Source organism: Lysinibacillus sp. NPDC096382, assembly GCF_044762845.1.
GTDB lineage: Bacteria > Bacillota > Bacilli > Bacillales_A > Planococcaceae > Lysinibacillus.
The window spans coordinates 1-26,009 of record NZ_JBIWFC010000010.1 but is presented as its reverse complement, the minus strand read 5'-3'; the positions used below and the strand labels follow the sequence as shown (position 1 = coordinate 26,009).

40 protein-coding genes are annotated in these 26,009 nt (G+C 36.2%); 37 read left to right on the top strand and 3 right to left on the bottom strand.

Annotated features, from left to right (window positions below):
- The first annotated feature begins 34 nt into the window (after window positions 1–34).
- The 12 genes from ACIQZA_RS14815 to ACIQZA_RS14760 are packed head-to-tail and all read left to right on the top strand — an operon-like array spanning window position 35 to window position 6,244.
- Window positions 35–631: a phage scaffolding protein gene (locus ACIQZA_RS14815; RefSeq protein ID WP_402882229.1), complete on the top strand. Its 597-nt coding sequence runs from the start codon at window positions 35–37 to the stop codon at window positions 629–631.
- A gap of 14 nt (window positions 632–645) precedes the next feature.
- Entirely contained in the window at window positions 646–1,005 is a 360-nt protein-coding gene (locus ACIQZA_RS14810; protein WP_400932658.1) for a hypothetical protein, read from the top strand.
- 16 nt (window positions 1,006–1,021) lie between these two features.
- A complete protein-coding gene (locus ACIQZA_RS14805; RefSeq protein WP_400932660.1) occupies window positions 1,022–2,065 on the top strand; it encodes a major capsid protein in 1,044 nt (347 codons plus the stop codon).
- A gap of 16 nt (window positions 2,066–2,081) precedes the next feature.
- Window positions 2,082–2,348: a DUF7210 family protein gene (locus ACIQZA_RS14800; protein ID WP_400932662.1), complete on the top strand. Its 267-nt coding sequence runs from the start codon at window positions 2,082–2,084 to the stop codon at window positions 2,346–2,348.
- A gap of 12 nt (window positions 2,349–2,360) precedes the next feature.
- On the top strand, window positions 2,361–2,705 hold the full coding sequence (locus ACIQZA_RS14795; RefSeq protein WP_400932664.1) for a head-tail connector protein: 345 nt from the start codon (window positions 2,361–2,363) through the stop codon (window positions 2,703–2,705).
- 2 nt (window positions 2,706–2,707) lie between these two features.
- Complete coding sequence (locus ACIQZA_RS14790; protein ID WP_400932666.1) at window positions 2,708–3,064, top strand: hypothetical protein; 357 nt, start codon at window positions 2,708–2,710, stop codon at window positions 3,062–3,064.
- The gene (locus ACIQZA_RS14785; RefSeq protein WP_400932668.1) at window positions 3,065–3,463 is read left to right on the top strand and encodes an HK97 gp10 family phage protein; all 399 of its coding nucleotides are present in this window, start codon (window positions 3,065–3,067) and stop codon (window positions 3,461–3,463) included.
- Complete coding sequence (locus ACIQZA_RS14780) at window positions 3,453–3,869, top strand: phage tail terminator family protein (RefSeq protein ID WP_402882225.1); 417 nt, start codon at window positions 3,453–3,455, stop codon at window positions 3,867–3,869. The genes ACIQZA_RS14785 and ACIQZA_RS14780 overlap by 11 nt, the downstream gene beginning before the upstream one ends.
- Window positions 3,859–3,999, top strand: a complete 141-nt coding sequence (locus tag ACIQZA_RS14775) for a hypothetical protein (protein WP_402882223.1) — start codon at window positions 3,859–3,861, stop codon at window positions 3,997–3,999. Before ACIQZA_RS14780 ends, ACIQZA_RS14775 begins: the two co-directional genes overlap by 11 nt.
- 34 nt (window positions 4,000–4,033) lie before the next feature.
- Window positions 4,034–5,344 carry a phage tail sheath C-terminal domain-containing protein gene (locus ACIQZA_RS14770; RefSeq protein WP_402882222.1) on the top strand — a complete coding sequence of 437 codons (1,311 nt, stop codon included), beginning with the start codon at window positions 4,034–4,036 and terminating at the stop codon, window positions 5,342–5,344.
- A 15-nt stretch (window positions 5,345–5,359) separates the two neighbouring features.
- Window positions 5,360–5,827, top strand: coding sequence for a phage tail tube protein (locus ACIQZA_RS14765; protein WP_400932676.1), 468 nt, complete (start codon window positions 5,360–5,362; stop codon window positions 5,825–5,827).
- 15 nt (window positions 5,828–5,842) lie between these two features.
- Window positions 5,843–6,244: a phage tail assembly chaperone gene (locus ACIQZA_RS14760; RefSeq protein ID WP_400932678.1), complete on the top strand. Its 402-nt coding sequence runs from the start codon at window positions 5,843–5,845 to the stop codon at window positions 6,242–6,244.
- 392 nt (window positions 6,245–6,636) lie between these two features.
- Here ACIQZA_RS14760 and ACIQZA_RS14755 read toward each other — a convergent pair whose 3' ends face one another.
- Window positions 6,637–7,089, bottom strand: coding sequence for a hypothetical protein (locus ACIQZA_RS14755; protein ID WP_402882220.1), 453 nt, complete (start codon window positions 7,087–7,089; stop codon window positions 6,637–6,639).
- A 510-nt stretch (window positions 7,090–7,599) separates the two neighbouring features.
- A complete protein-coding gene (locus ACIQZA_RS14750; RefSeq protein ID WP_400932682.1) occupies window positions 7,600–8,196 on the bottom strand; it encodes a helix-turn-helix domain-containing protein in 597 nt (198 codons plus the stop codon).
- Window positions 8,197–8,323: 127 nt separating this feature from the next.
- On the opposite strand from ACIQZA_RS14750, the gene ACIQZA_RS14745 reads away from it, so the two are divergent.
- From ACIQZA_RS14745 to ACIQZA_RS14730, 4 genes are read left to right on the top strand one after another with little or no spacing between them, the layout of a single operon-like run.
- Window positions 8,324–8,533: a helix-turn-helix domain-containing protein gene (locus ACIQZA_RS14745; protein WP_400932684.1), complete on the top strand. Its 210-nt coding sequence runs from the start codon at window positions 8,324–8,326 to the stop codon at window positions 8,531–8,533.
- A gap of 13 nt (window positions 8,534–8,546) precedes the next feature.
- Entirely contained in the window at window positions 8,547–8,729 is a 183-nt protein-coding gene (locus tag ACIQZA_RS14740) for a BRO-N domain-containing protein (protein ID WP_402882217.1), read from the top strand.
- A 5-nt stretch (window positions 8,730–8,734) separates the two neighbouring features.
- Window positions 8,735–9,313 (top strand): phage antirepressor KilAC domain-containing protein, encoded by a 579-nt coding sequence (locus ACIQZA_RS14735; protein WP_402882215.1) that lies wholly within the window; start codon window positions 8,735–8,737, stop codon window positions 9,311–9,313.
- Window positions 9,314–9,329: 16 nt separating this feature from the next.
- A complete protein-coding gene (locus ACIQZA_RS14730; RefSeq protein WP_400932688.1) occupies window positions 9,330–9,989 on the top strand; it encodes a hypothetical protein in 660 nt (219 codons plus the stop codon).
- A gap of 110 nt (window positions 9,990–10,099) precedes the next feature.
- Here the strand turns inward: ACIQZA_RS14730 and ACIQZA_RS14725 are convergent, their stop codons facing one another.
- Entirely contained in the window at window positions 10,100–10,555 is a 456-nt protein-coding gene (locus tag ACIQZA_RS14725; RefSeq protein WP_402882212.1) for a helix-turn-helix domain-containing protein, read from the bottom strand.
- A 162-nt stretch (window positions 10,556–10,717) separates the two neighbouring features.
- Here ACIQZA_RS14725 and ACIQZA_RS14720 point away from each other — a divergent pair, with 162 nt between their 5' ends.
- The 21 genes from ACIQZA_RS14720 (at window position 10,718) to ACIQZA_RS14620 (ending at window position 25,787) form a co-directional block, all read left to right on the top strand.
- The gene (locus ACIQZA_RS14720; RefSeq protein ID WP_402882210.1) at window positions 10,718–10,924 is read left to right on the top strand and encodes a helix-turn-helix domain-containing protein; all 207 of its coding nucleotides are present in this window, start codon (window positions 10,718–10,720) and stop codon (window positions 10,922–10,924) included.
- Between the two features lie 13 nt (window positions 10,925–10,937).
- Window positions 10,938–11,546: a BRO-N domain-containing protein gene (locus ACIQZA_RS14715; protein ID WP_402882209.1), complete on the top strand. Its 609-nt coding sequence runs from the start codon at window positions 10,938–10,940 to the stop codon at window positions 11,544–11,546.
- Between the two features lie 158 nt (window positions 11,547–11,704).
- Window positions 11,705–11,884, top strand: a complete 180-nt coding sequence (locus ACIQZA_RS14710; RefSeq protein ID WP_402882206.1) for a hypothetical protein — start codon at window positions 11,705–11,707, stop codon at window positions 11,882–11,884.
- Window positions 11,881–12,132, top strand: coding sequence for a hypothetical protein (locus tag ACIQZA_RS14705; protein ID WP_400932692.1), 252 nt, complete (start codon window positions 11,881–11,883; stop codon window positions 12,130–12,132). Before ACIQZA_RS14710 ends, ACIQZA_RS14705 begins: the two co-directional genes overlap by 4 nt.
- A gap of 93 nt (window positions 12,133–12,225) precedes the next feature.
- Complete coding sequence (locus ACIQZA_RS14700; protein WP_400932694.1) at window positions 12,226–12,588, top strand: hypothetical protein; 363 nt, start codon at window positions 12,226–12,228, stop codon at window positions 12,586–12,588.
- Window positions 12,589–12,635: 47 nt separating this feature from the next.
- Entirely contained in the window at window positions 12,636–15,200 is a 2,565-nt protein-coding gene (locus tag ACIQZA_RS14695; RefSeq protein WP_402882204.1) for a tape measure protein, read from the top strand.
- Window positions 15,197–15,898, top strand: a complete 702-nt coding sequence (locus tag ACIQZA_RS14690) for a LysM peptidoglycan-binding domain-containing protein (protein WP_402882202.1) — start codon at window positions 15,197–15,199, stop codon at window positions 15,896–15,898. Before ACIQZA_RS14695 ends, ACIQZA_RS14690 begins: the two co-directional genes overlap by 4 nt.
- A gap of 9 nt (window positions 15,899–15,907) precedes the next feature.
- Entirely contained in the window at window positions 15,908–16,867 is a 960-nt protein-coding gene (locus ACIQZA_RS14685) for an XkdQ/YqbQ family protein (RefSeq protein WP_402882200.1), read from the top strand.
- Window positions 16,867–17,280, top strand: coding sequence for a DUF2577 domain-containing protein (locus tag ACIQZA_RS14680; protein WP_402882197.1), 414 nt, complete (start codon window positions 16,867–16,869; stop codon window positions 17,278–17,280). Before ACIQZA_RS14685 ends, ACIQZA_RS14680 begins: the two co-directional genes overlap by 1 nt.
- Window positions 17,265–17,678 carry a DUF2634 domain-containing protein gene (locus ACIQZA_RS14675; protein WP_402882194.1) on the top strand — a complete coding sequence of 138 codons (414 nt, stop codon included), beginning with the start codon at window positions 17,265–17,267 and terminating at the stop codon, window positions 17,676–17,678. The genes ACIQZA_RS14680 and ACIQZA_RS14675 overlap by 16 nt, the downstream gene beginning before the upstream one ends.
- Window positions 17,671–18,753 carry a baseplate J/gp47 family protein gene (locus ACIQZA_RS14670; RefSeq protein ID WP_402882192.1) on the top strand — a complete coding sequence of 361 codons (1,083 nt, stop codon included), beginning with the start codon at window positions 17,671–17,673 and terminating at the stop codon, window positions 18,751–18,753. The genes ACIQZA_RS14675 and ACIQZA_RS14670 overlap by 8 nt, the downstream gene beginning before the upstream one ends.
- On the top strand, window positions 18,750–19,406 hold the full coding sequence (locus ACIQZA_RS14665) for a putative phage tail protein (protein ID WP_402882190.1): 657 nt from the start codon (window positions 18,750–18,752) through the stop codon (window positions 19,404–19,406). The genes ACIQZA_RS14670 and ACIQZA_RS14665 overlap by 4 nt, the downstream gene beginning before the upstream one ends.
- The gene (locus tag ACIQZA_RS14660) at window positions 19,399–19,707 is read left to right on the top strand and encodes a hypothetical protein (protein ID WP_402882189.1); all 309 of its coding nucleotides are present in this window, start codon (window positions 19,399–19,401) and stop codon (window positions 19,705–19,707) included. The genes ACIQZA_RS14665 and ACIQZA_RS14660 overlap by 8 nt, the downstream gene beginning before the upstream one ends.
- Window positions 19,700–20,299, top strand: a complete 600-nt coding sequence (locus ACIQZA_RS14655; protein ID WP_402882186.1) for a hypothetical protein — start codon at window positions 19,700–19,702, stop codon at window positions 20,297–20,299. The genes ACIQZA_RS14660 and ACIQZA_RS14655 overlap by 8 nt, the downstream gene beginning before the upstream one ends.
- 1 nt (window position 20,300) lies before the next feature.
- Window positions 20,301–22,838: a hypothetical protein gene (locus tag ACIQZA_RS14650; RefSeq protein WP_402882184.1), complete on the top strand. Its 2,538-nt coding sequence runs from the start codon at window positions 20,301–20,303 to the stop codon at window positions 22,836–22,838.
- Window positions 22,838–23,053, top strand: coding sequence for an XkdW family protein (locus ACIQZA_RS14645; RefSeq protein WP_402882181.1), 216 nt, complete (start codon window positions 22,838–22,840; stop codon window positions 23,051–23,053). Before ACIQZA_RS14650 ends, ACIQZA_RS14645 begins: the two co-directional genes overlap by 1 nt.
- Entirely contained in the window at window positions 23,053–23,208 is a 156-nt protein-coding gene (locus ACIQZA_RS14640) for an XkdX family protein (RefSeq protein ID WP_400932718.1), read from the top strand. Before ACIQZA_RS14645 ends, ACIQZA_RS14640 begins: the two co-directional genes overlap by 1 nt.
- 71 nt (window positions 23,209–23,279) lie before the next feature.
- Entirely contained in the window at window positions 23,280–23,888 is a 609-nt protein-coding gene (locus tag ACIQZA_RS14635; protein ID WP_402882178.1) for a hypothetical protein, read from the top strand.
- A 115-nt stretch (window positions 23,889–24,003) separates the two neighbouring features.
- Complete coding sequence (locus ACIQZA_RS14630) at window positions 24,004–24,408, top strand: phage holin family protein (RefSeq protein WP_402882177.1); 405 nt, start codon at window positions 24,004–24,006, stop codon at window positions 24,406–24,408.
- Window positions 24,405–25,073, top strand: coding sequence for a M15 family metallopeptidase (locus tag ACIQZA_RS14625; RefSeq protein ID WP_402882175.1), 669 nt, complete (start codon window positions 24,405–24,407; stop codon window positions 25,071–25,073). The genes ACIQZA_RS14630 and ACIQZA_RS14625 overlap by 4 nt, the downstream gene beginning before the upstream one ends.
- Window positions 25,074–25,439: 366 nt before the next feature.
- On the top strand, window positions 25,440–25,787 hold the full coding sequence (locus tag ACIQZA_RS14620; RefSeq protein WP_402882172.1) for a hypothetical protein: 348 nt from the start codon (window positions 25,440–25,442) through the stop codon (window positions 25,785–25,787).
- Window positions 25,788–26,009: the final 222 nt, after the last annotated feature.

Sequence of the window (26,009 nt, the reverse complement as noted above, 5' to 3'; positions counted from 1 at the left end):
GTACTACGACAATGCGAAATAGGAGGTTATAACGATGAAAAAAGAAGAATTAATTGCTTTAGGCTTAACAGAAGAACTAGCACAGAAGGTTTTAGATGGATTTGGCACAATGGTCCCTAAAAGTCGGCTTGATGATAAAATTCAAGAAAATAAGGACCTTACAACGCAATTGAAAGACCGTGACACGCAGCTTGAAGAATTGAAGAAGGTTGATGCTAAGGGGCTTCAAACGAAAATCGAAGAGTTACAGCAAGAAAATACTGATGCTAAAGCCAAATACGAAAGTGATTTAAAAGAAACGCAACTTTCCAACGCCATTAAATTAGCATTACATGGCAAGGTGCACGATACGGATATCACATCAAGAGAAATCGACAAAACAGCAATTGAATTAGATGTGGATGGTAACATCACGAAAGGACTTGAGGAGCAACTAAAAACGTTGCAAGAATCCAAGTCCTTTTTGTTTGTGCCTGAATCATCACCATTACCGGCAGGCGTAAAGCCAGGTGAAGGAAAAAAAGACGATGGAAATGCAAACTCGAATGATAACTATGGTAAGCGAATTGCAGAAGAAGTATCAGGAAATACGCAGCACTTAACTGATGCACGTAAATCTTATTTTGAATAAGGAGATGAAATAAAATGAGTAAATTTGTTGAAACAACTTTCACAAACAAAAAAGTAATTTTAAAGTTTCCGGATCATTATGTGAATCTAGCTATCACTGTTTCGGACGCAGGAGTTAGTCTAAATGCAGAGGGCAAAAAAATTGTACCCGCTGGAACTATTCTAGGTGGTGGGTTCTTATTGGATGAATCTGTGAAAGCTATAAAAACAAACAGTGCTGAAGCAGAAGGTGTTCTTTTCAGTGATACTGATGTCACGTTTGGTCCTGCACCAGGAGCTGCTTTAATTCACGGATTTATTGCGCTTGATAAACTTCCAGAGGCGCCAACTACTGAAGCTTTAGAAGCATTAAAACAAATTACATTTTTAAAATAAGAAAGGATGATTATTAATGCCAACAATTTTTGATTTAGTAAATGCCCAAAATATTGCGGCTTACTACCAAAATAACCCGTCAAACAGCATTCCATATTTAGGAGCTACTCTTTTTCCACCAAAGAAACAACTTGGCTTAGATTTAAGTTGGATAAAAGGATCTAATGGATTACCAGTAGCTTTAATGCCTTCTGAATTTGATGCAAAAGCGACGATTCGTGATCGTATCGGATTTAGCAAAATTCAAACAGAAATGCCTTTCTTCCGTGAAGCGATGAGGATTGGAGAAAAAGATCGACAAGAATTAAATAAATTGCAGGCTTCTAATTTGGATGCAATGACCCAAACGATTATTGCAAACATTTATGATGATGCAACTAACCTTGTGAATGGCGCGAATGTACAGCCTGAGCGCATGATTATGCAGTTACTTTCTACAGGGAAAATTCGTATAACAGCTAATCGCCAAGATTACGACTACGATTACAAAATGAAAGATGACCATAAAGAAGCATTAACTGGTGGAGCTCAATGGAGTAATAAGGATGCTACACCGATTCAAGACATAATGAACTGGCAAGACACGGTAGAAGAGAATACGGGCACCCGACCAACGAATGCCATTATGACGCGTAAAACGTTTGGCTATTTGTTAAAACACCAAAGCATTCGTTTAGATATGAATCCACTAGGCGGTCAGAATGTGATCATGACGGATGCTCTATTGAAGCAATATTTACAAGATAAATTTGGTCTTTCAGTTGCGGTTTACAACAAGAAGTACCGTGCTGAAGATAGCTCATTGCATAATTTCTATCCAGATGACTACTTTACATTGATTCCAGACGGAAATCTTGGTAGTACCTACTATGGTACGACTCCAGAAGAGTCTGACTTGTTGGCCGGCCAATCTTCAGCAGACGTATCTATTGTTAACACTGGCGTAGCTATCACAACTATCAAAGAACCGCATCCTGTAAATGTTGAAACGATTGTGTCTGAAATTGTACTACCGAGCTTTGAAACTATCGATAATATTTTCATCGCAAAAGTAAATTAAGTGAAAGGACTGTTAAATGAAATCTGTAGTAAGAGTGAAAGATGATAGCTTTCCTGTTCGTTATGACGGCGTAACGTATAAAGTCGGTGAAGAAATTGAGGTGCTTAGTGAGCATGCTAAGCATTCTAGTTTTGAAGTTTTAAGAGTGATTGAAGAGGCCGAAAAACCTCTTACAGCTACCGGAATCAAAGCAAAGCTTGACGAACTTGGCATAGATTATAAAGGTAATGCTAGTCGCGAAGATTTATTGGAACTACTTGAAAATTCAAAGCCTGCTGAATAGGAGGTTTTTCAATTGAACGTATTCGATATCGTAAAAAGTAAAGTAAAACCTGATGTATTCACTGACGAAGAGCTACTTGTAAAAATTGAAGAGGTGGCCCAATCGATTAAAACGTATTGTAATAGGAGCGACATTCCTGAGGATTTAAAATTTGTTCATGCAAATATGGCGCTCGATTTAATTAGTCATGAGATTAAAGCGATGAATCCTGCTGACTACGCAATTGCAAAGTCTATCAAAGAAGGAGACGTTGCTGTTGAGTTTGGTTCAAATATTACAATAGGTGAGCAATCTACGGTGCTAATCCTGGCTAACTACACATTACAATTAAATCGTTTTAGGAAATTGAGGTGGTAATTGTGGACATACAAAGTATCATGGCGAAGGTTATACCTGCAGTAGAATTTATGTATGACAAGAAGGCCGAGATAAAACGCTATGGGAAAATCGTTAAACCTAGCGGTGCTGATGGTATGGATTGGGTACCGAAGCATTCAGACGTACCATGTAGGCTTTCTACTCCCAAATTGGACAATGCAGTTCAAGGTGGAGCGAATGTCATTAACTATGACGTGAAGATGTTTCTATCGAGTAATTACGATGTACTTGCTGGGGATATTGTTATTGTTGATGGCGTTGAATATGAATCAGCTAAAGAGCCCTTTGTATATGTGTCACACCAAGAAGTGTTATTGATACGGAAGGGATATGCTTAGATGGGCTTTGAATTTAGTGAAGTGTTACGTATCAAAGAGAATCTAATTGAGCTCAGCAAAGCCTCACACCGTGTGCAATTGAAAGTAGCTCAGCGCATAGCCCAATTAGCCATACGTAAAGTCAAAAAGATGACACCTGTTGATAACGGAGACCTACGTAACAATTGGAAGTCTGATGTAATCAAACAGGGCGATAACTATATAATCGTGATTTACAATCAGTTGGAATATGCTTCTTTTGTTGAAAAGGGACACCGGATAGTCATAGCAGGGAAAACAGTCGGTTGGGTTGAAGGTCGTTTCATGCTGAAATTAACTGAGGATGAGATGCAGCGTATTGCCCCAAACATGTGGGAGATTGAAATAGCGAAGGAGATGAAAAGAATCTTTGGTAACTAATTTGAAAACCCTCATTATCCAGCAATTAAAACAAGTTTTCTGGAATTTAGATGTATACGACGAACCAATACGGCAGGGTCTTAAGACACCTGCTTTTTTGGTGCTTATTATTAACGATTTTCAAGAAAGAAAGCTTTGGAAGCTCTCTGAATGGGAGTATTTAATCAATGTAACTTATTTTCCTAAAGATGAGAGAGACGCCTACACGGAAAATGACGACGTAAATCAAACATTCAAAGAGAACTTTCGTTATATTGGTAATCAATTCCATGTGAATCGCATGGAAGCATCGAAACATGATGGAACGCTTGTTATTACGTTTAGTGTTAAAAAACTTGTTAGAGAAATCGAAGAAGAAACATTGATGCAGACATTAGAATTTGGGGGTGTGCATATTGACGACTAGAGAAACAAAGCAGCAAAAGTTTGGGAAAGAAGCTTTCGTAAACGCTGCTGAAAATAATAAAGATCAGTTTATTCTTCAAGTTGTTCTTGAAGATGGAAAATCCTATACACGTGAAGAACAGCTAAGTTAGTGAAAGCATGGAAAGACAAGGAGGTGAAGCAGTAATGGCAGGAGGAAACTGGGAAAAACAAAACAAAGAATTATCCGGTGCATATACCAACTTTGAAACGAATGATTTAGTAGTTCAAGGTTTAGATTCAAAAGGTGCTGTAGTAATTCCGATTATGCTTGATTGGGGAGTTACTGGAGTATTCTCAAAGGTTACACCTAATACAAAATTTAAGGAGCTTTTCGGTAAAGATTTAAAGGATTTGAAACCAATCCGTGAAGCCTTTAAAGGCACTGGAAATGTCATTGTTTATAACCTAAATGGTAAAGGCGATGAGGCGACAGCTACAAGTGGAACATTTGTTGTTAAAGCAGTACATGGAGGTTCAGACGGGAATAAAATCGTTGTTACTGTTGCACATGGGTTAAACGGAGATGCTACAGTTCGTACGTTCTTTGATGGCGAGAGAGTAGATTCGCAGATTGTTAGCAGCACAACAGAACTAATTGCTAACCCATATGTAGTCTTTAACGGAGAGCTACCTGCAGGAGATGCCACATTGACGCTTTCTAAAGGAGCAACGGTATCAGCGACAAATGATTCATATGCAACATTTGCGACAGCCTTAGACACTCAAATTTTTAAAACAATTGCCATTGGTACAGATGATGATTCTATCAAACTTTTACTTTCTCTCAAAGTAAAACAGTGGCGTGAAGAAGAGGGCAAAAATGTAACTATTATCACAAATGACTACAATGCAGCAGATCATGAAGGTACTGTTTCTATCAAGAATGGTGTCTATATTGGTGGTGAACTCATCTCAGCAAAAGATGCTGTTTATTGGTATGGTGCTGCATATGCAAATGCTAGTACTAACTCATTAACTTATACTGAATATCCTGGCGCTACGGATGTAGAACGATTATCTAGCCATGATGTCATTAAAGCGAAAAGAGATGGGCACGTTGTGTTTATTTATGATGAAGGTGCAGATGGACTTGATCGAGTGGTTGTTGAGTCTGATATTAACACTTTCCGTTCATTTACACCGAAAAAGAACCAAGATTTCTGTAAAGGAACAATTGTACGTCAAATGGATATCATGGGCAACAATGTAAAGCATATCTACTCTCGTTACTTCATCGGAAAGGTAAAAAACCATGCAGATGGCCGTAATTTGTTCAAAGGGGCAATCATGAAAGATGTGCTAGATATTTTGGTCAAACAAGAAGCTATTGAGCCGTATAATCCAAATGATATTACTATTGAGCAAGGTGATTTAAAGGATGCAGTACTCGTGTTAGCAGGCGTTAAGTTTGTTGATGCTATGGAGAAATTATACATGACAATATTGTGTAAATAATGGAGGTGGGAATGCATGCCACGAATGATGCAAAACAATGATGCCATCTCAGCAAAAGAAGGTATCGTATATATCACAATTGAAGGTGAAGTCCATGAATATGCAGAGCTTATCAAGTTTGAAGCTCGTATTGATTATACAAAAGCTGACGTTAAGTCAGTTGGCAAACGGATGAAAGGTGGAAAAATTGTAGGGGCTGAGGGTACAGGTTCCATGGAAATTTACTACCATCGTCCAGAGATGCGACAGATGGCGCTTGAGTACGTAAAAACAGGTAAATCGCCAATTATGGATGTACAAGTTATCAATGCGGATATTACTTCAAGAGCTGGTAAACAAACAACTCTAATCAAAAACGTTGTACCAGATGGTGCTTTGATTGCAGCTCTTGACGGAGATACAGACGACTTGTTAAAAGACAGTACTGATTTCACGTTTGATGACTTTGATTTCTTAGAACAATTCAAAGTACTAAAAGATTAATAGGGGGAATTTTAAATGAGTAAATTTAGTGCATTCATGAAAGATAAAGTTAAAGCAGCAGAGACAGTAGAGTTAAAGTTAGAACGATTTGACGAGCCTATTAAGCTCCGTGCGTTAACCTCAGGAGAAGCTGACCAAATCAATGAACGTTGCTTTGTTAATAAAGCTGGAGTCAAAGGACGACAGGAACGTGTTTTTGACGTAGTTAAATATAATCGAGGAATCAGTACAGCATCGGTTGTTTACCCTGATTTAAACGACGCTGAACTTCAGGAATCATACAATGTTCGTGGTGCTGAAAATCTTTACTCTACTCTTTTCCTTTTAGGCGAGGCTGCTCAAATTCTTGAAAAAGTAACGGAGATAAGTGGAATTGGTGGGAGTATTAACGAAGATATAGAAGAAGCAAAAAACTAATTGCTGGAGGGCATGATGAAAAAGATCCTGAAGCCATTTATGCTCATTACGCCCTCCAACGTTTACGTATACGTCCAAAGGAATTTTTTGAAATGTGTAGAAAAGAAAAAGCTTTTCTCATAGCTAGTATTGATATTCGAGTTGAGGAAGAAAAGAAAGAAGCTGAACGTGCGAAAAGAAAATAAGGTGAGAGGTGATAAATATGATATATAAAGTTCCATTGAAAAATGCTGAAGAGCTTCTCCAGTCCCTTAATAGAGCTAATGCTCTAACAAATGAACTTGAAGAAACTCTTCTAGGCATTAAGAATTTGAATTGTGTTGATAATAACTCCGATGATGAGTTACTTGACACATCTGAATGTTCTGTTACAGATAGTGCGCTAAAAGAAATTACTTCGAAACTACAGTTGGTGCTTGAAACGTTATCTTAGGACATTCAAATTCACCCTCCACACCTAAAACAAATGTGTATGTCTGATTATCTTCATTAAATTCAATAGAGTACACTTTAGTTACTGTATGACCCAAGCCATGAGGATCAAAAGATGTAGAATCAGAGAATTGGTGGTTAAGAATTTCATAAGCTAACTTTTCGCTTTGTTCGTTAAATTTTTCTTGATTAAGAGAGTTTGGAAGTAAATCTGCTAATCCATAATACGTTTTAGGTGTTTTTGTGGTTAACAAAACCTTTTTAAATTGTTGAATAAAAGCATCTAAGCCTTGTACCATTTCAAGACCGATGCTTTTTTGTTCGAAATCAATTTTATAGTCTTTTTTGTATTGATGAACAGATAAACGATCCATTAAATTTTCAAAATGCTTTGCTCGATTTTCCCATTTCATATGTATTTCACCTCCAATCAACTACTAGTTTAGCAGATGTTGGAAGAGAGAGAAGAACATTATTTTATGTGACTACTTAAAAATAAAGAGGATCTTCTTATATATTATAGTGTAGCTGGTTAGAGTACAGCGTATAACAATACGTGTCTTCACATAGAAGAAGAGAATCAAGAAAAACGAGATAGAACGGGTGACGAGATAACCGAATGCTTGAAAGGCAATATATGAGAGAAGGAGTGAGATAAGTATGACCTAACGGAGAAAGAGGTCATTTAGAATTCTTTTCTGGTGCTGGTGGATTGTAAGTAGCTAAGCTAATAACGTTCAGAACGAAATTTCGTCCCCCTTTTAGTATGCCAAATGTGGCAGAAAAATGTTTCGCAACAAATTGAGAAAGAAGAACGACTGCTAATGCAGGTTTGTTTGTGGGTGTTTTTTTGTTAACTGCCTCCGCATAGGAAGCAGTTAACAAAAGATTGTTTACTAACAACAAAATATTGTTGTTAGTGATTAAAAAAATTCATCATTACTTACATGTTTTGAATTAGTTATTGTGGATTGTGAAGATTTTTTCTCTAAGTATATTTTAAATAAATCATCTAATAAAAGATTGATTTCGTTTTTGTGTTTGGACAAAAAATCGATTGCATCAGCAGATACTTCGACACCAAGTAACCTTTGGAAATTACTCTTTTCTATCCCATTGTCCAATGAGTGTAATTGAGAAATAATCTGCTTAATTACGACTAAACTTTTTGTATCTTTATCATCAATATGACTATGAATAATTAAATAAATTTGATCGATTATATTTACAACTATTCTTCTTTTTTCAGGCTCCATTGTAGTTAATTTATTTGCTAAGTGATTAACATCATTAAAAAATACTTTTTCATCATAGGTTTTAATGTCTGTTCTGCCAAGTAACCAATCAATTGAGACACCGAAGTATTCAGCGATTTTCTCTAATGTATCGAAATCTGGTTGGTGTTCGTTGCGCTCATACTTACCTAAAGCAGAAAATGAAATACCTAATTCATCAGCCATTTTTCGTAGACTATAGTCTACATCTTTTCTAAGAGATCGTAATCGTTCACCAAAATTCATATAGTTCACCTCAATACATGATTATATCTTATTGTGTCCGATAAGGGAAAAAACTATTTGACAGTGTACAAAAAAGGATATATCATAAGTTTGTGTACGAAAAGGGAACGAAAAGGAGGGATGTTGAATGTTGGACACAGCGAAAGTTGATTTAGAAAAAATAACTTTAGAGAGAGCTAATCAAGGTTTAAGTGCACACGAATTATCACTAAAAGCCGGGCTAAGTAAAAATGTGGTATCCAATATGGAACGTGGTTATGTTAAGCCACGATTACACACTGTAGGAAAAATTGTTAATGCTCTTGGGAAAAAAATAGAAGATTTTATTGAAAATTAGAGGGGGTCATCAAATGAACGAACTAAAAACATTCAATCACCATATTTTTGGGAATATCAGAGTTTTGATTCAAAATAATGAACTTACGTTTAATTTGTATGATATTGGCTTTGCTCTTGGATACACAAAAACGGCTAAAGGAATTACTTATTTAAGAAAAGAAAATTTGCTAACATCTGTGAAAACCTTGATATAAAAGGGTTGTCAGCAAGTGACAACTATGAAATAACAACTGAAACTGATTTTGAAAATACTTTTGTCAAAGAAAGTGATTTATATGAATTAGCATTAGAAAGCAAAGCAAAAAACGCAAGACCATTCAGAAAATGGATTACAACAGATGTAGTACCATCTATTCGTAAAACGGGTGGATATGTTGCGAATGATGATTTGTTCATAGAAACTTATTTACCGTTCGCAGATGAACAAACTAAGATGGCTTTTAGAGCTACCCTACAGGTAGTAAAAAAACAAAATGAAGTTATTTCAGAACTACAACCTAAAGCTGATTATTTTGATGGACTTGTTGATCGTAATCTCTTAACTAATTTTAGAGATACAGCTAAAGAATTACACGTAAAGCAAAATGATTTTATCAATTGGTTGATGAATGGAAAATATGTTTATCGTGACCAAAAAGGTAAGTTAAAACCTTATTCAAAACATGTGCCTGAACTATTCCAAATCAAAGAGTGGGGAAGAGGCGATAAGACAGGTGTTCAAACATTAATTACACCAAAAGGAAGAGAAACTTTTAGATTATTACAACAGGCTAATTGAATAGGAGGAGATCTGATTGACTCATTTAAAAGTAATAGATGGAATAAAAAATGAAAAGCCAGATTATTTTGCGCTTTATTCAAAAGTGTTTATTAATGAACTTCAAGTGGCAACTGACAAGTACAAAACTGCTGCAGAATATGATAAAAATACTCTTAAAAAGTTAATATGGTCAGGTGTGAAAATGATTATTGCATCTGAATCTAGAAGTAATAATAAAGAAGGACTAGAAAATAAATTTTCACTAGTAACATTTATCAACTCATTGATGGCTCAATTAACTCCTAGAGAATTTCAAAACATTTTTCCAATAAATAAGATTTACTACGATGAAGATGATCATTGGAAAGATTATTTTTATACTCGTAGATATATTGAGGTGTTTGGCGAAGATAAAGTGATTGGTGAAGAAATGGATGAATTCCTTTGGGAATATCAAAATTGGACAATTAGTTTTTATATGCTGGAAATGATGGGCATTACAAGTGATTTACGTCAATTAGAAACTGGTAAGAGTATTATGGAGGAATTTCTTGAAGAACAGGGAGTACCAACACACACAATGTATGATGGTGCTGATGGTAAGAAATACATCGAAAACAGTCGAACTGGTGAAGTGTCAGAGGTAAAGAAACCTAGACCACGTTATTTACGAGTTGTTGAAAATGAAAAATAAAAAACCACATCTCAAACGGCAATTTGAAATGCGGTAACAATCGAGTGACATCCACTCCCAATAAACTAACGTTAATTGTACCACAATGTTGTTACAATTTGAAGTGGATGTCATTTTTCTTGATTATCTTTTCGCTGTTTTTCAAGCAAACTATCCAATAATTGATTCAATATATTGAAATCCTCTTTACTAAGTTGGCTTGCTTTTAGAGTGATATTTTTAGTTATTTCACGTTTTCTTGGGTTTATTTCTAGTTTCTGTTCTTCAATTATTTCGTCAATTATATCATCAATATGTTCATCAAGTGTTTTATTTGGTGGTAACAGTTCTCCTTGGAAGTTATTTCTATAAGTCGTTTTTTCAGGCTCATCGCTCAGCCCTAAAAGATAATCAGAAGAAACATCTAATACAGAAGAGAGCTTTTTTATATCTTCTGGGCTAGGCTCGGTGTAACCTCGTTCCCAGTTAGAAATTACTTGGGGTGACACATTAATCTTATCAGCAAGTTGGCGTTGGGTATAACGTAATTTTTTTCTATGTTCTTTTATACGTTCGTTATATCTCATTTTTTAGCCTGCCTTTCTATATGAAATATACCACTAGATAACGTATCTCGATACATTTATAACGGAATTTGAGAATATAAATTGAAAAACAATTGCAATTAACGTAAATCGTTAGTATTATGTATATAACGGATTACGTTAGTCCTATAGGGTGGTGATTACATGGTGAGTGATAACGTCAAACGAATCCGTAAAGCTAAAGGGATTAACCAATCTTATTTAGCTAAAGAATTAGGTATATCATCGATGTCTTATAGTCGTTTAGAAAGGGGTGAAAGTAAATTAGATGTTGATAGGTTGCTAGTGATTGCAAAAACATTAGATGTACCAGTTATGGCATTTTTTGAAGAAATCATTGAAAATTATTAGGAGGATGATTTTAATGAATATTAGAACTGAGACCTGGTTAGATCATGAAATTCGTTTCGTGGAAATCGAAGGTGAGTGGTGGGGGATTGCTAAAGACATTGCAGACGCTTTAATTTATAGTGACACACATGCTATGACAAGGCATTTAAAAAGTAAATTTCTTACATCCGTCAAATTGACGGGTATGAATCAGAAGTATACAGCGATATCTGAACAAGGGATTTACAAAGCAATAACTCGTTCACAAAGACCTGAGGCAGAAGCATTCGAAGATTGGCTATTTGAAGTAGTTAAAACACTCCGTCAGTCTAGTGGATTAGAAGGGTTTCAAATTTTCCGTATGTTGGACAAGGAACACCAAAAGGAAACGATGGCAAAGTTACATCAATCGTTACTGAAACCAACAAAGGTGAACTTTATAAAAGCTAACACAATTGCTAACAAAGCAGTATCAAGCCGTCACGGACATATGAAATCGTTAAAGAAAAATCAAATGACACCCGAGATGTTGATTGAACGTGAGCCAATCTTAGCCGATACAGTTGACTTAATGATTGCAAAAGAAAAATTCAGGCTTGATTTGTCAGTCAGCAAGAAAGTGTATGAAAAGTATGTACAATAAACAAGTAATTGAAAATAAAAAAATCACAACCTAAGCGCCAACTTAGATCGTGATAAGAATTTGAGTAACATCCACTCATAACTCTTATTGTCAAGATAGATTGTAGCATAAAATCGCTACAATTTGAAGTGGATGTTACTCCCAATCAGGAGGAGCATATGAAAACACAAAAACCACGTTCTTTAACATCATTTCTACCAATGTTTGAGGAAATAAAAGATAACTACGGTATCGATATTTTGAAATATGACTCATTCGAAAGTTTTAGCGTCGATTTCTTTTCACTGTTAAACAATGATGAAGCAGATGTCCTCAATTTAAGGGGGGCAATGGCATGAATGAAAAGGAAAAAAGGTTACTAATGTTAATAAACGACTTCTCAGAATGTATTGGTGTCTCACCACCGAAAACGATTGACGTGGGGCATTGGTGGCAAGAGGCAGTAGAAAAAATGAGTGACTTTCAATTATTAGACTTAAAATGTTATGGTTTTCTATCCAAAAGTAATCAACCAAATATTAAGAGAATGAACCAGTTATTAATAAAGCAAATCGAAAAAAGGCAACTTTTGAACACTCTCGTATGAGGGTGTTTTTTCATTGAAAGGGGTGAGGAAAATGTAAAAAGTATAGTTAAATCTCTCCACATTATGTATATTTGTGTATGAGGAGGGATTATAATGGCTCAAAATAAGGTGATTGCTGGAGATTATGAAGGAAAAAACATAATGATTAGTCAGCAATCTTTATTTAGCAAGAATGAAGTTTATTTATTCACTGGATTTACTAAAAAGTTTCCTTTAAATAAAGAAACAGTATCTTCTTATGAATTGGTAACTGAAGAACATAGGAAAAGTGCAGTTAGCGGTGTAGGAAGAGGATTAGTTGGTGGCGCTTTACTAGGACCAGTGGGATTATTAGCTGGATTATCTGCTAAAAATAAAGGTACTCATACTTTAGTTATTGAGTTCGAAGATGGCAAAAGAAGTTTAATTGAAATCAATGAAAAAATTTATAAGCTGCTCATGCAAAAAATGTTTTAAGCGCTCCTAGTGAGTGCTTTTTATTTTACCCGAAAGGCGGTGAGAATTTGGCAGGAGCACAAACAACACTTTCTCTCCAAGACAAGCTAACTGGCCCACTTATGAAAATAATTAAGGCTATGGATAGTACAATTAAAGTAATGGAGAAAATGGACTCGGCTACTCAGCAATTAGACCAAAGAAGTCTAGCAAATGCAAGAAAAAATATTTCCAATGCTTCAGCTGATCTAGAACGTTTAAGAAGTTCTATGACGTCAGCAGGTAATGGTGCAGACTCAGCAGCTCGTCAACAGGAGAAATTTAACCACTCTCTTGGTGACGGGCTTTCCATTATCAAAAGCTATGCCAATGGACTGTTGGTAGCTGTTGGAGCTTATAAAGCTTTTAGTACAGCAAAAAGTTTTCTTGGAAATATGTTCTCAGAAGGTATACAGTTCCAAGCTTTAAAACAATCTTCACAAGCTGCGTTTACAACGTTTTTAGGTGATGCTGAAAAAGCACAAAAATACATGGATGATATGTATGCTTTTGCTTTAAAAACACCTTTTAAATATCCAGATTTATTGACGTCCAGTAGAAATCTAATAGCATTTGGAGTTGAAGCTAAAAATACATTCCCGATTCTGCAGGCAGTTGGTGATGCCGTTGCATCCGTAGGTGGAAGTAGTGCTGATATAGCAGATGCAACAAGTATATTCGGAACAATCCAAGCGCAAGGGAAAATAACAGGAGTAGAAGTAGATCGACTAACTCGCTTTGGGGTAAATGCATATAAAATGTTAGGAGAAGCAGCTGGTGTATCTGCTGATGAGATGAAAAATCAAATTTCTAAGGGTACTGTAGGAGCAGATCAAGCTATTGGGGCTTTAGTAGATGGGATGAACAAAAAATTCAAAGGTGGTATGGCTGGGGTTAAAGGTACTATTCTAGGAGCATACGATTCTTTAGGTTCCGCTATAAGAAATGCTGGTGATAAAATGGTGGATCCGTACATCGAACCTTTAACAGCAGGCATTAAAGTCGTTACAGATATGATAAAAAAAATACCTCAATATATTGGTCCAGCGGTTTCAGCTTTTCTCCCATTAATCAATATGTTCAACGATACATTTAGTGGTGATCGCTTTAATGGCATTTTCGCTGCTATTGGTGCCTCTCTTACATTTATTGCTAACATTATATCGTGGGTAGGGCAAGCTGCATTATGGGTAGCTCAAATATTTGCAGATAACTGGTCTTGGATTGCGCCAATAGTTACTGTCCTTGGAGCTGTTCTTGCTGTAATTGTGGCTATTCTAATAACCAAATACACCATTCTTGGTCTTATTCGACTTGCAACTCTTGCCTGGGCTGCTGCTCAGTGGGCGGTCAATGCGGCTTATCTTGCAAACCCTATTGGTATTGTATTGCTTATTATTGTAGCGATTATCGCGCTTGTCATCTACGCAATGGTAGCTTGGGCCGAACAAACAGCCATGGTAGTAGGCGCTATTGTCGGTTCTGTTTACTGGCTTGGTGCAGTGATTTACAACGTTCTTATGGGAATTGGGAATTTCGGTATCATGGTCGCCGAATGGTTTGTAAACACATGGAATCAAGGGATTTTTATGGTTCAACTTGCGTGGATTGCACTCAATTTACTTGTCCGGATTATCTTTGATGCTATAGGTAATGGAGCACTTAGGACAGCTGAATTTTTCTTAAATAAGTGGAATGATGCTGTTTATGGAGTACAAATGGCGTTTTATGTGATGCAAAAAGGTATTCTTACCATTATGAGTAGTGTAGCTTCTGGCGTCGTTGGAACTGTGAATCATGCACTAAGCGCATTGTCTACATTAATAAATGGTGCAATTAAAGGCATTAATTCACTCATCAGTCTTATCAATAATATTCCTGGTGTCAATATTGGCGAAATTGGTAGCGTGGACTTTAAAGCAAGTACAGCTGCTGTTGATAAGTTAAACGGTATGAAGGATAATCTCGCAAAGCCGATTAAAGCTGCTCCTGTGAACCTTGGCTCCTTTAATACAGCAGGAGCTTATATGAAAAGCGTAGAAATGCCTACGGCTCCGCAACAGGCTTCTTTCAATCGATTAGAATATCAGAATCTAGGAGAAGCGTTTAGTAAAGGACAAAAGACAGGGTATAATTTGTCGATGAAGGCGAGCGACAAATTATCAGGTGTGATTGATAAAGCAACAGGCTTGATGTCTGGGAAAGATGCAGCTAGTTTAATGACACCAGGAGAAGTTCCTACAGGAGCATATGATCCAACACTTGGTGGAGCAACAGCACCTGGAGCAGCAGGAGGGGAAAATACTAAAGGACCAAAAGGTGGCAGTGGAAAAAGTAAAAACCCTACAGGTGGTAAACTCGATTCTATCGGTAAAATAAATGAAGATATCAATATAGCTGATGAAGATTTAAAACTATTATTAGAGCTTGCTGATAGAAAATCTATAAAGGAAGTAAATATAACATTAAGCCCATCAGTTACATTTAAAGATGTGACGGTTCGAGAAGAGGCAGACGTAGATATGGTTATTGCTAAAATCAATAAAAACTTTGAAGATGATATGGCGAGAAGTATAGAAGGAGTGGTGACGTGAGGGGAATCTATTTCAGTGCGAAAAATGACTCAGAGGGGTTTCGCCTCCCAGTTAACCCTGAGGATGTGAATGTGAAGAACGCGGGCGATGGCGAAACATTCAAGATTGCAAAACTAGGATCAGTAAACGTTCCAAAAGACGTTGAGCTGAAAGAGTTTGATTTTGAATGTTTTTTTCCTGGACAAGATTATCATTTTCTAGAAACGAGCTTTAGGGAGCCATCATTTTATATAGAAAACCTTGAAAAATGGATGCGAGAAAAAGAGCCTGTTCGGTATATCTATGCTGATGGCTCTTTTTCAATTAATGAACTAGTAACAATTGAGTCCTTTGTATACAAAGAATCGTACGGGAGTTCGGATGTAGATTACACTATAGCTTTAAAAAAGTATGTACCGTTTGCTCCTAAAAAATTAAAAGTTTCACAACCTAAACCAGCATCTAATGCTTCTGAAGCTAAACCTAATAATACTAAGCAGGCAGTTAAAAAAGATGTTCCGCCAACACAAAATAAGAAAACTGTACCACAGACTTATACACTTGTAAAAGGTGATAGTTTGTGGAAGGTAGCTCAAAAATACACGGGCAATGGGAACAACTATCTGGAGCTTGCCAAACTCAATGGGATTAAGCCAAGTCAATACCGGAAACTTCCGATCGGGCTAAAATTAAAAATACCACCTTCATGGGTCAAGTGAGGCGATTCTGTGGAAATATTAATTGATAATCGTAAAGGTGAAGTATTTGAGATGCCTGTTAAAAGTTTTGATTGGAAGTCAGAAAGAATTGGAAAGGCAAGTGTCTTTGAAGCACAGCTGTATAACGACAAACCTTTAGAATTTCCCATAGAAAGTGGAGCGGTCATTCGTGCTACTGAAGGCAACAATAAAATTTTCTATGGTTTCGCATTCGAGGACGGAGTCAAGAAAAGCGGAGATATGTCGTTTAAAGCTTATGATCAACTCCGGTACATGAAGAATCAGGACACATACGTTATTCCATCGCTAACAGCAACAGCAGCTATTAAAAGAATTTCCAATATGCTTAACTTAAAAGTTGGTATCTTTGAAGAGACGGGTTATGTAGTACCGGGAATCGTTGAGGATGATAAAGAGGCATTCGATGTCGTATCAAAGTTTCTTGATGCTACTTTAATTGCAACGAACAGAAATTATATACTGTTTGATAACTTTGGAACGCTTGAATTAAAAAATATTTATAACTTAGTAATACCAGCAGACGACTTCTACATCGGGGAGGACAGTCTGCTTTTTGATTATGATTACACAAAATCAATAGATAAAGAAACTTATAACCGCATAAAGTTTGTTCGTGATAACAAAGATTCAGGTAAACGTGAAACGTTTATTGCACAGGATTCAGCAAATATTGCGAAATGGGGGCTTCTCCAACAATTCCGAAAAGTAGACGAAAATATGACCAATGCTCAAATTAAAGACTTAGTAGAGCGATCGATTAAAGTGCTCAATAAAGAGACCAAAACACTTGAGCTTTCATGTTTGGGTAATTGGAAAGTTAGAGCTGGTCGTATGATTTATCTATACATCGAAAAGCTTGGAATTAAAGAATATTTCATGATTGATGAGTGTACCCACAAATGGCAAGAAGGTATTCATACTATGGAGTTAAAAGTGAAGGTGATTTAATGTACGACAATATTAAAAAAGTCGCTGTGAAAGCAATTGAAGCAACTAATCCGGTCAATGTCCTTTATGGAACGGTTGAGAAAGCGAAGCCTTTAGAAATCCGAATACATGAAAAACTAAAGCTCACAGAGGAATTTCTTGATGTTGCCGAACATTTAACCCGGCATGAGAGGATTGTTTCTATTGATTATTCCTATCCGAAAAAATGGTCGGCATCAGTTATAGGAGATTCGTCGAAAGAAACAAATTCTTCTGAAGGATACACAAAATATGATATGAAGTACGCCAAAATGGTTTTTGAAAATGGTCTAAAAAAAGGTGATAAAGTGATACTGCTTCGGGTACAGGGAGGGCATCGCTTTTTGGTTATCGATAGATATAATAGAGGTGAAGAAGTATGGTCCTACCAGTAGGCAATATTACTGTTACAGAAGACTTAGAAGTGGTAAGCGAAGCCCAACTTACTACTAGAACTTATAAATTAGATTTTGAACGCGGTAGATGTGTAGGCTTCATTGATCGTCGAGAAGCAATGGAACAAGCCATTAGGAAAGTACTGCAAACCAAACGTTTTGCACATCTGATTTATTCGGATGTATATGGTTTTCAAAATATGATTGGTGAAGACCGTTTATTTGTCCGAGAGGAGCTACCAAGACGGATTAAAGAAGCTTTGTTACAAGATGAACGAATTACTTCTATTGAAAAATTTAAACTAGATTTTGAAAAAGACGAGGCCTTCGTGTCCCTGACTGCTATTACGATCTATGGAGATGCAGATGTTCTAAGGGAGGCGATTCCAGTTGTTTGAACATAAAACTTTTGAGAGCATACTACAGGAGTTGTTAGACCGTGTACCAAATGATGTTGATAAAAGAGAAGGTTCAATTATCTATGATGCTTTAGCTCCAACTGCTATGAAAGTTGCTGAGGTATATTCAGATATGGATGTTCTGCTTCTTAGAACTTTCGCAGCTTCAGCAGACGGAGATGATCTAGAAAAACGTGTAAACGAACATGGTGTAGAAAGAAAGCCTGCCGGAAAGGCAATTCGCCGTGCATTATTTACAGATGGTGATGGTCAACCTCTTGATATAGCTATTGGTAGTCAGTATCGTTTGGACTCGATTGTTTATAAAGTATTGGAACGTATTGATATAGGCGAATTTAATGCTGAAGCTCAGTCATTTGGGGCAGGCGGTAATAAAGATTATGGAGAAATGTTACCTATAGAGCCAAACGATAAATTGGGTAAAGCTGTATTAGCTGATGTTATAGTCCCAGGTGAAGATGAAGAATCAGATGAATCTCTTTATCAAAAATATTCAGAGCATATTCGGGAGAAGGCTTTTGGCGGTAATCGCGCGGATTATAAGAAAAAGCTTATGGAAATCCAAGGTGTTGGTGGTGTACGGTTACGACGTGCACCTAATGGTGGTGGTACGGTAAAGGCCATCATTATTGACTCTGATTTTAGTGCACCAACACCTAAATTTATTTCGTATGTACAAGAGCTTATGGATCCAATTGAGTTCAAAGGTGATGGCTATGGAACAGCACCAATAGGTCATATGGTTACTATCGAAGGTGTTGATGTTGCAGATGTAGAAGTTGAACTAGAGCTAGTCTTAAACGGTGTAATATTAGGACAAGTCGAAGAAGAAATAAATCAAACACTCAGTGATTACTTTGCTGAGCTTCGAGCGAATTGGTTTAAGGATTTAGACATCATTGTTCGAATTACTAGGATAGAGTCAAGGTTATTAGAAATCGATGGGATAGAAGACATTGCATCGACGATATTAAATAATATTGCTTCTAATATTACTCTGAATGAGGAAATTCCTGTACTTACAAATGTGACAATCAAGGAAGTGAGTACATGACAAATGCATTTTTAGCTGAACTGCCCGCCTATTATAGAGACATAAGAGAGTTTCGCGAGTTATCAGAAACAGTCGCAATTGACTGGGATAAACTTGACGAAGCTCTTTTTGGTATTGAAAATGACCAGTTTATATTGACCTCTAGCGAGGCTGCTATCGCTCTTAGGGAAAAGGATTTCGGAATCCGACCTGATCTCAAAAATGAAACTCTGAAGTTCCGTAAACTTAGGATATTAGCTAGGATGCAAGAAAATGCACCGTATGTATTGGAGTATTTAATTAAGATTCTTACAGACTTGTTGGGTAAAAATAAGCATCAAATTCTGCTAGACATTGATAATTTTGAGATGGAAGTCGCAGTCGATGTTGAGCAAATAATTTACTATAACGAAGTAATTCGAATAGTTGAACGTATCGTTCCTTTGAATATTGAATTAATGACTACGATTCTTGCTTTAAAAGAGTGTCTATTTATTATTGGAGGTACGTATGCATGGCATCTTAATTATAAAATTTGTGGTCGTTTTAAAACAGCTCAAACACATGGCGTACTTGGGAAAGAATTAATTGAAGTTACAAGTAGCCCTTATGGTTTTATTACGGATACACGCATTTGCGGTCGATTTAGAGCAGGAGGTGTAAGGATTGAATGAGATACAACCATTGATGATAGATTTAACCCAACAATTTTTAAGTAATCTTGTTGCAGGTGCCAAGGTTACTATTGATGGTGTCGTTTACGACAAAGAAATATATCAAACAAGCATAAAGTACGGTTTACGGAAATATGTGAAACTTTCAACAGAACAAGGATTGGTGACTCGTGCAGCATTAGTTGATAGATACGGCAGAGAACTATATGTAAAAACAATGAACTATCAAAAAAAAGCACAGGGATTTGTTATCGCATTTCCTCTCCATCTTGATGCAAAGGAAGTGAAAATAAATGGGTAAGTTGATGAACGGTGAAATTCCATTAAATTTTAAAATCAATCCGTATGACCGCACACAATGGCATGATGATGTTGTTGATCCAATAACAAGCGAAGTAATTGAAGATGGCACCCCTTTTATGTCTGAGTATGCTAACAATTTTGAGTGGGGCATCTATAACGCGTATCGTTATTTAAATGAGATGTATCGTCAATTGGAGAGAGTGCGCATACAAATGGAACTTGATGGTCGCGTACCAGGTAACAGCGGAACTTTTGTTGATTCACTCGATGGCAGCACTAATAAAATTATTTTAGATAAAGCAATGACAGATATTATCGAAGCTGTAGCAATAGGTACTACTACTTTAAAAGTGGCTAGTGTTGATGGTTTTACACCATTTACGCAAGTCACTATTTTTGATGATGTAGCTAGTGAGGACGTTGTTATCACTGAGGTAGGTGCAGGCTTTATTAAAGTACAAGCTCTTAAAAATGCTTATAAAAAAGGTGCTAAAGTGGCTCGAAGTAATGTCTCAATTGATACGGTTAACGCTGAAATGGGTGTTGGAGATTGGGAAACGTACAAAGTTGATTTAGTGGAGGTGGTTTAGTATGGTTAAATATTATTACGATAAATATAATTCAAAGTTATCCAAAACTAAGTTACAAACGCTCTACGGTATGGCAGAAGATTCACCATTAGACGCATTCAAAAAAATATATCCTACTATAAACCATAGCCCCGATTTGTATGACACATTACAATACGATCCGTATTTAAATACTAAGAACAAGACCAGTGAAACGTTGGGTCAGGGTAGAATCTACTGGTTATACGAAGAACCGGGCAGGTGGGGTAATAAAGAATATTTCTTCTTATTCTACGACAATGTAGAAACGAGGGTATTGAGCGTACAATTAGATAACCGCTCAACATGTTCGTTCTATCTATACGGCGATAACTATGCGTCGAAAGATAAATTAAATTACGAACGTGGAACTCTTGTGGAAACGAATATACAAGCAGAAGACGGCACATATCCGGCAAACGGGCGTCATACGGATGGTTTTTGGTATGTTAAAGCTTCAATGGTAAATACTGCACCAACGCAACCAGGAGCATTTACGCAGCCATCGGGTTCTTTAGAAATTGGTGATTCTAAGGTATTCTCTGTAGGAGCTTCAACTGATGAAAATGGAAATCTATCTAAATACATTTGGGAAGTATCTATAAACGGAGCAACATACTCAAAAGCTGGAGAAACGACAACAAATAGTTTCCCTTATACAATCCCCACTGCAACAAGCCTAAAAATGCGCGTCAAGGCAGTTGATACTGTTGGATTAGAAAGTGCGTATCGTGAGAGCAGTCAATATACAGTTACAAAGCCAAAGTATTATTACAGTAAATATAGTGCAGTAGAATCATTATATCCATCGTATACCGCACAATCAGTTATTCGCTTTAATCCAGATGGAACAGGAAATAGACGCGTTGATTCTGAATTAATAAATATGGGTATGGATATAAAACTTGACCATTCGATGTATAAAACATCGATTTCTGTTATAGAATCGCAACGGAGATTGAGTATTGAACACGACTATAGGGGGCTTACATTAGGATATGGCTTGGGTTACCTTTTAGAAACTTATGGTCCAGGAGAACATTATTACTTTGAGGTAGGATACAACCCGAAGTTTTATAGTATTTATCCAACAACCAATTACGAGTGTACACTCTATGAATGGATCGTTGCTAGTTCTTATTCACGTGATTCACTCATTCAAAGCGATATTCAAGCAGAGGATGGCACGTATCCAACAAACGGACGTCATACCGACGGTAATTGGTATGTGCGTGGCAGTCGTGTAAGTCAATCCATCGCACCTCCGTCGCCATTTACAGAGCCAATATCAGGAAAGAAATTCAAGCCTGGTGAAACTGCTAATATTACATTTGGTGCTTCCAGTGCTGCTAATGTATCGTTATACGAGGTAGATCTCAGATACAACAGCACCGGCACATGGTCGCAATTACCTTACAACAACACGCTTATTCGTAGTTGGACTATTACAACGAACAAATCATTAAAAACAATAGAATTTCGAGTACGAGCAAAGAATACAAGTAGCGTTTATTCCGACTATGTTTATTCAGAGCCTTTCGTAATCGAGCATAACGTTGCTCCTACTGTGTCTTTAACTAGCCCGACAGAAAACGTAACACTGTATGAAAATGACATTTTAAACATTGCAGGAACAGCCTATGATGCTGATTCAGACCAATCAGTTACTGTTTACTACCAAATAAATAGCGAACAACGAAAGGTGTTGGCTACAAATATAAGCCAAACGCAAATTGCACTGTCTAAGCAACTAAAATTCAAAGGCAGTAAGCTATACGATGGTGATATAGTTCTCACTGGTATTCTAACAGATGGAGTAGCACAAAAGTTAAAAGTATGGGCCACTGACAGTGAAGGTGCTTCATCTATTATTATTGAAAAATCATTTTATGTTGTACCTAACAGAGCACCATTGCTATCGGTTGATACTGTTGTGCCGTCCGGTGTAGTGGATAACGATAGTTTTAAAATTAGCGGTAATGCAACGGATCATGATGAAAATTCTACTTTAAAGGTAACGAGACGTATCAATTCCGGAAACTCAGTTGAAATTTACAGTGGTACAGGAGGAGTATGGGAATTTGAAGTAGCTCTAGCGCAGCTAAACATCGGTGAGAATGCCATTGTCGTTGAGGTAATAGATAATTACGGTGCTAAGACTAGCAAAACGATAAAACTAAATAAAAATGAAGTGAAAACACCCATTTTGCAATCTGTTGCACGTTATAAAATCGAACCACCAAAGGGAACTGCAAAGGGTGTTTTGTTATTTATTGAACGTGACAGAGAGTTGGATTTAAAGGTTGAGTTGTCGATGACTTTAGCTGGTGAACAAGAGCAGTATGAAACACTAACACCAGAAGGTACAGCACCAATGTCATACGACGATAACATAGTAGAAGATACATTTTATTATGAAACAACAGAGCCGAAAGATAAAATCGTATTGAAACTGTCTACTACACGACCAGATGCTACTGTTAATCATAAAATCCACTTAATATCGGGAGCTGTAGAGTGATGGAATATAAAAAACGTAATAAAGATGGCACGTATGGCGAACCAATCAAAATCGGAACAGGGTTGAGCATTGATGAACAAGTTGCCTCACTGGGAGAACAATTAGCACAAGAGAAGATCAAAGACATACAGAAAGATTTACTTATCAATAGCCTTGGTGAAACAGTTACACAACTGAAGCTAGAAGTAATGTCCTTGAAGGGAGGTGGTGCATAATGCAATTTTGGCAGATTGCTTTTATGTATAAATGGGTGACAGCTGCTCAGTTGCGTTTAGCAGTTAAAACAGAAGCTAATCCTTTCGGTGAAATTACACCTAAACAGTATGAAGAAATTACAAAGCAAGATTTTGAAACGCAAGCAGAAGCTTAGCGTTATTTTTGATGTAAAAATCTTTATTTTGTAATAAGATGAATTTATTACAATTTATAAGGAGAACGTGTGTGATAAGATTAAGTCGATTATTACTTAAGTTAGCGGTATTACTCTTGCTAATATTCATTGTTTCAGGATTGATAATGTTATTTTTCGTTAGTTCTTTAAAAAGTATATTTATATGGTTGTTCATTCTAGGATTTGAGCTAGGTTTTCTCTTTGCAATTGTACTTATAGGATTTGTTATAATTAAAACAGTTAAAAAGAGAAGTAAAAAGCTAACTGAAGAACTTGAATTAAAACTTTCTAGTATTAATAATGATGGATATTATTTTGAATACACTCAAGAGGGAATGACTATTTATACTGCTATCAAAAAGAGAATCAAAAAAACACTATTAACAAGAAAAGAATTAAATAATATTTTTAAAAATGATTTATGTGTTGTGAGAAATTGGATGCTTGAAAATAACCATATTGAGTTATATGTCAATACACATGAAGCTATAATTAAAACTATTAAAAGAGAGTTTAAAGAAGACTTTAAGATAGAAACGATTAAAGTACTAAAGAAACCTAATTTATTGATATGGATATATACTGTATTTAAAATCAGAGGAAAAGTTACAAAAAGACCAAGTAATTTCGCTCTATATAAAATTAGTATCATAAAATAATTAATATATTAGATTTGTAATTTATATTCTTAAATATTGGAAATTATTAAAAGAACTATTGCCTTCCACAGATTATTGTGGAGGGCTTTTATTATGCAGAAAAGGAAGTGTTGTAATGGAAAAATGGATAGGAGCAATAAGTGGATTAATTGGCGCTTTAGTGTCTTATGCTGTGGATGGTCTAGGGATGGCTGTAACTGTTCTAATCGGATTTATGGCTATTGATTATCTTACAGGAATTATGGGCGGTATCGTTAACCGTAATTTAAACAGTCGTGTCGGTTTCAACGGCATCATACGAAAAATTTATTACTTAATGCTAGTCGGTTCAGTATATTTACTGTCGCTAGTAATACCAGGTATCGAGTACGCAGGTGATGGGGCAGCCATTGCATTCTGTGTACTCGAATTTATTTCTATCACAGAAAACGGTACAAAGATGGGCTTGCCAATGCCAGATTTTATTAAAGAACTTTTAGCAATTGTAAAGGATAAAACAGGGGAAGGTGAAACGAAATGAGTACAAGCGTAACTACTACATGTCGAGATCTTGCTGAACTTTTACCATCTGCACAAACAGCTTGCCGATTATTGTTCCAAGAATGCTTTAAAGCAGGTATTAAGAATATCTTCATTACTGAAACATACCGTAGTCAAGCTCGCCAGAATTACTTATATGCACAAGGACGAACGCGACCAGGGCAAATTGTTACTTGGACTTTAAACAGTAATCACAAGTCACGTCTAGCATGGGATATCGCTGTTGGTCCTCCACAATCATTATATGATGTGACAACGCTTAATCGAATCGGTTCTATCGCACGTAAGCTAGGCATTACATGGGGCGGCGATTGGGTGGGTAGTATTGACCGACCTCACTTTGAAGTTAAATCTTCTTGGAAGATGCCTAAAAGCTATAAGTTAGAAGGACAAGTAATAGTTCCAAGTAACAGTAAAGGAAAAGTTCAATTAATTGTGGAAGACAAACCAAAGGAGGAAATTAAAATGACAAATTGGAATCCAGGTTCACCAACTATGCAAACAGAAGCAGAAAACTATATCTCACATGCTGTAAAGGATGGTATTATTCAAACTTCACATTTAAAGGATTTACAAAGTGGAGCAATGACGACAGATCGTTTAATTGGGTTGTATATTACAATTCAGCAACGTAGAAATAAATAATCAAAATGATGACTAGTAAAGCTAATTTAGCCGAGCTAGTCTTATAACTTATTACACAATATTAAAGTGACAATTTAGTGAAATTTATTATCTGAATATAAGAATGATACTAATTGAAAATATCAAGTGTATTAGTGTGAATTTCACTAAAAATGTTACTTAAGTTATATAAAAAATAATGGCACGCCAAAATATGGCGGTATATATGGCGTGATTTGGCGGTATACGATAATAGACCGAAAAATAGATTTCGGAAACTCACCATTGAAATGGTATAACTGGAATTGGTAGGATAATAGTAACTCGAGTGTATTTATTTGCTATAGTAATTTAAATCTATTTTTTACATAAAGAAGGGTGGAAAACATGAAAAAATTCTCAAAAATAATTCTAGCTTTTACTTTAGCTCTATCTTCTTTGATGTTCGTTTCATTATCGGACACACAGAATGCTTACGCAGCTAGTAGTGCAGATTGTAAGAAAGACTCTAATTGTGGCAATTTTGTTAAACAAGATTTGGTGGTAAATCATTATATAGATTTATGGGGTATGAGCAAATTGGAAGTAAAATCAGGTTCAAGCTATGTTAAAATAGAAGATGGAGTTAGAATAAAAGGAATTAAGCCTGGTGGAGAAGTTGTAATTTATGCTTATGATAAAAGCGGTAAATATGTTATGTATAGTATTACTGTTTTAAAAACCATTTTTGGATAGATTGTTATTAAAAATAGTAACAAATGAACTAGAGCAAATAGCTCTAGTTTTTTCTTGCTAGAAACAGGATGTTAGTTCTATAAAAAATACAATCAAATGCCCAGGTACTCAATTTGAACTGCACCCTGTCAAGTAGACAGTGGAAATAATAAAAAATGTATTAAGCGGCTTGAGTCCTGAATTCTAACGGACTCAAGCCGTTTAATCGTTTCTGATAACGAT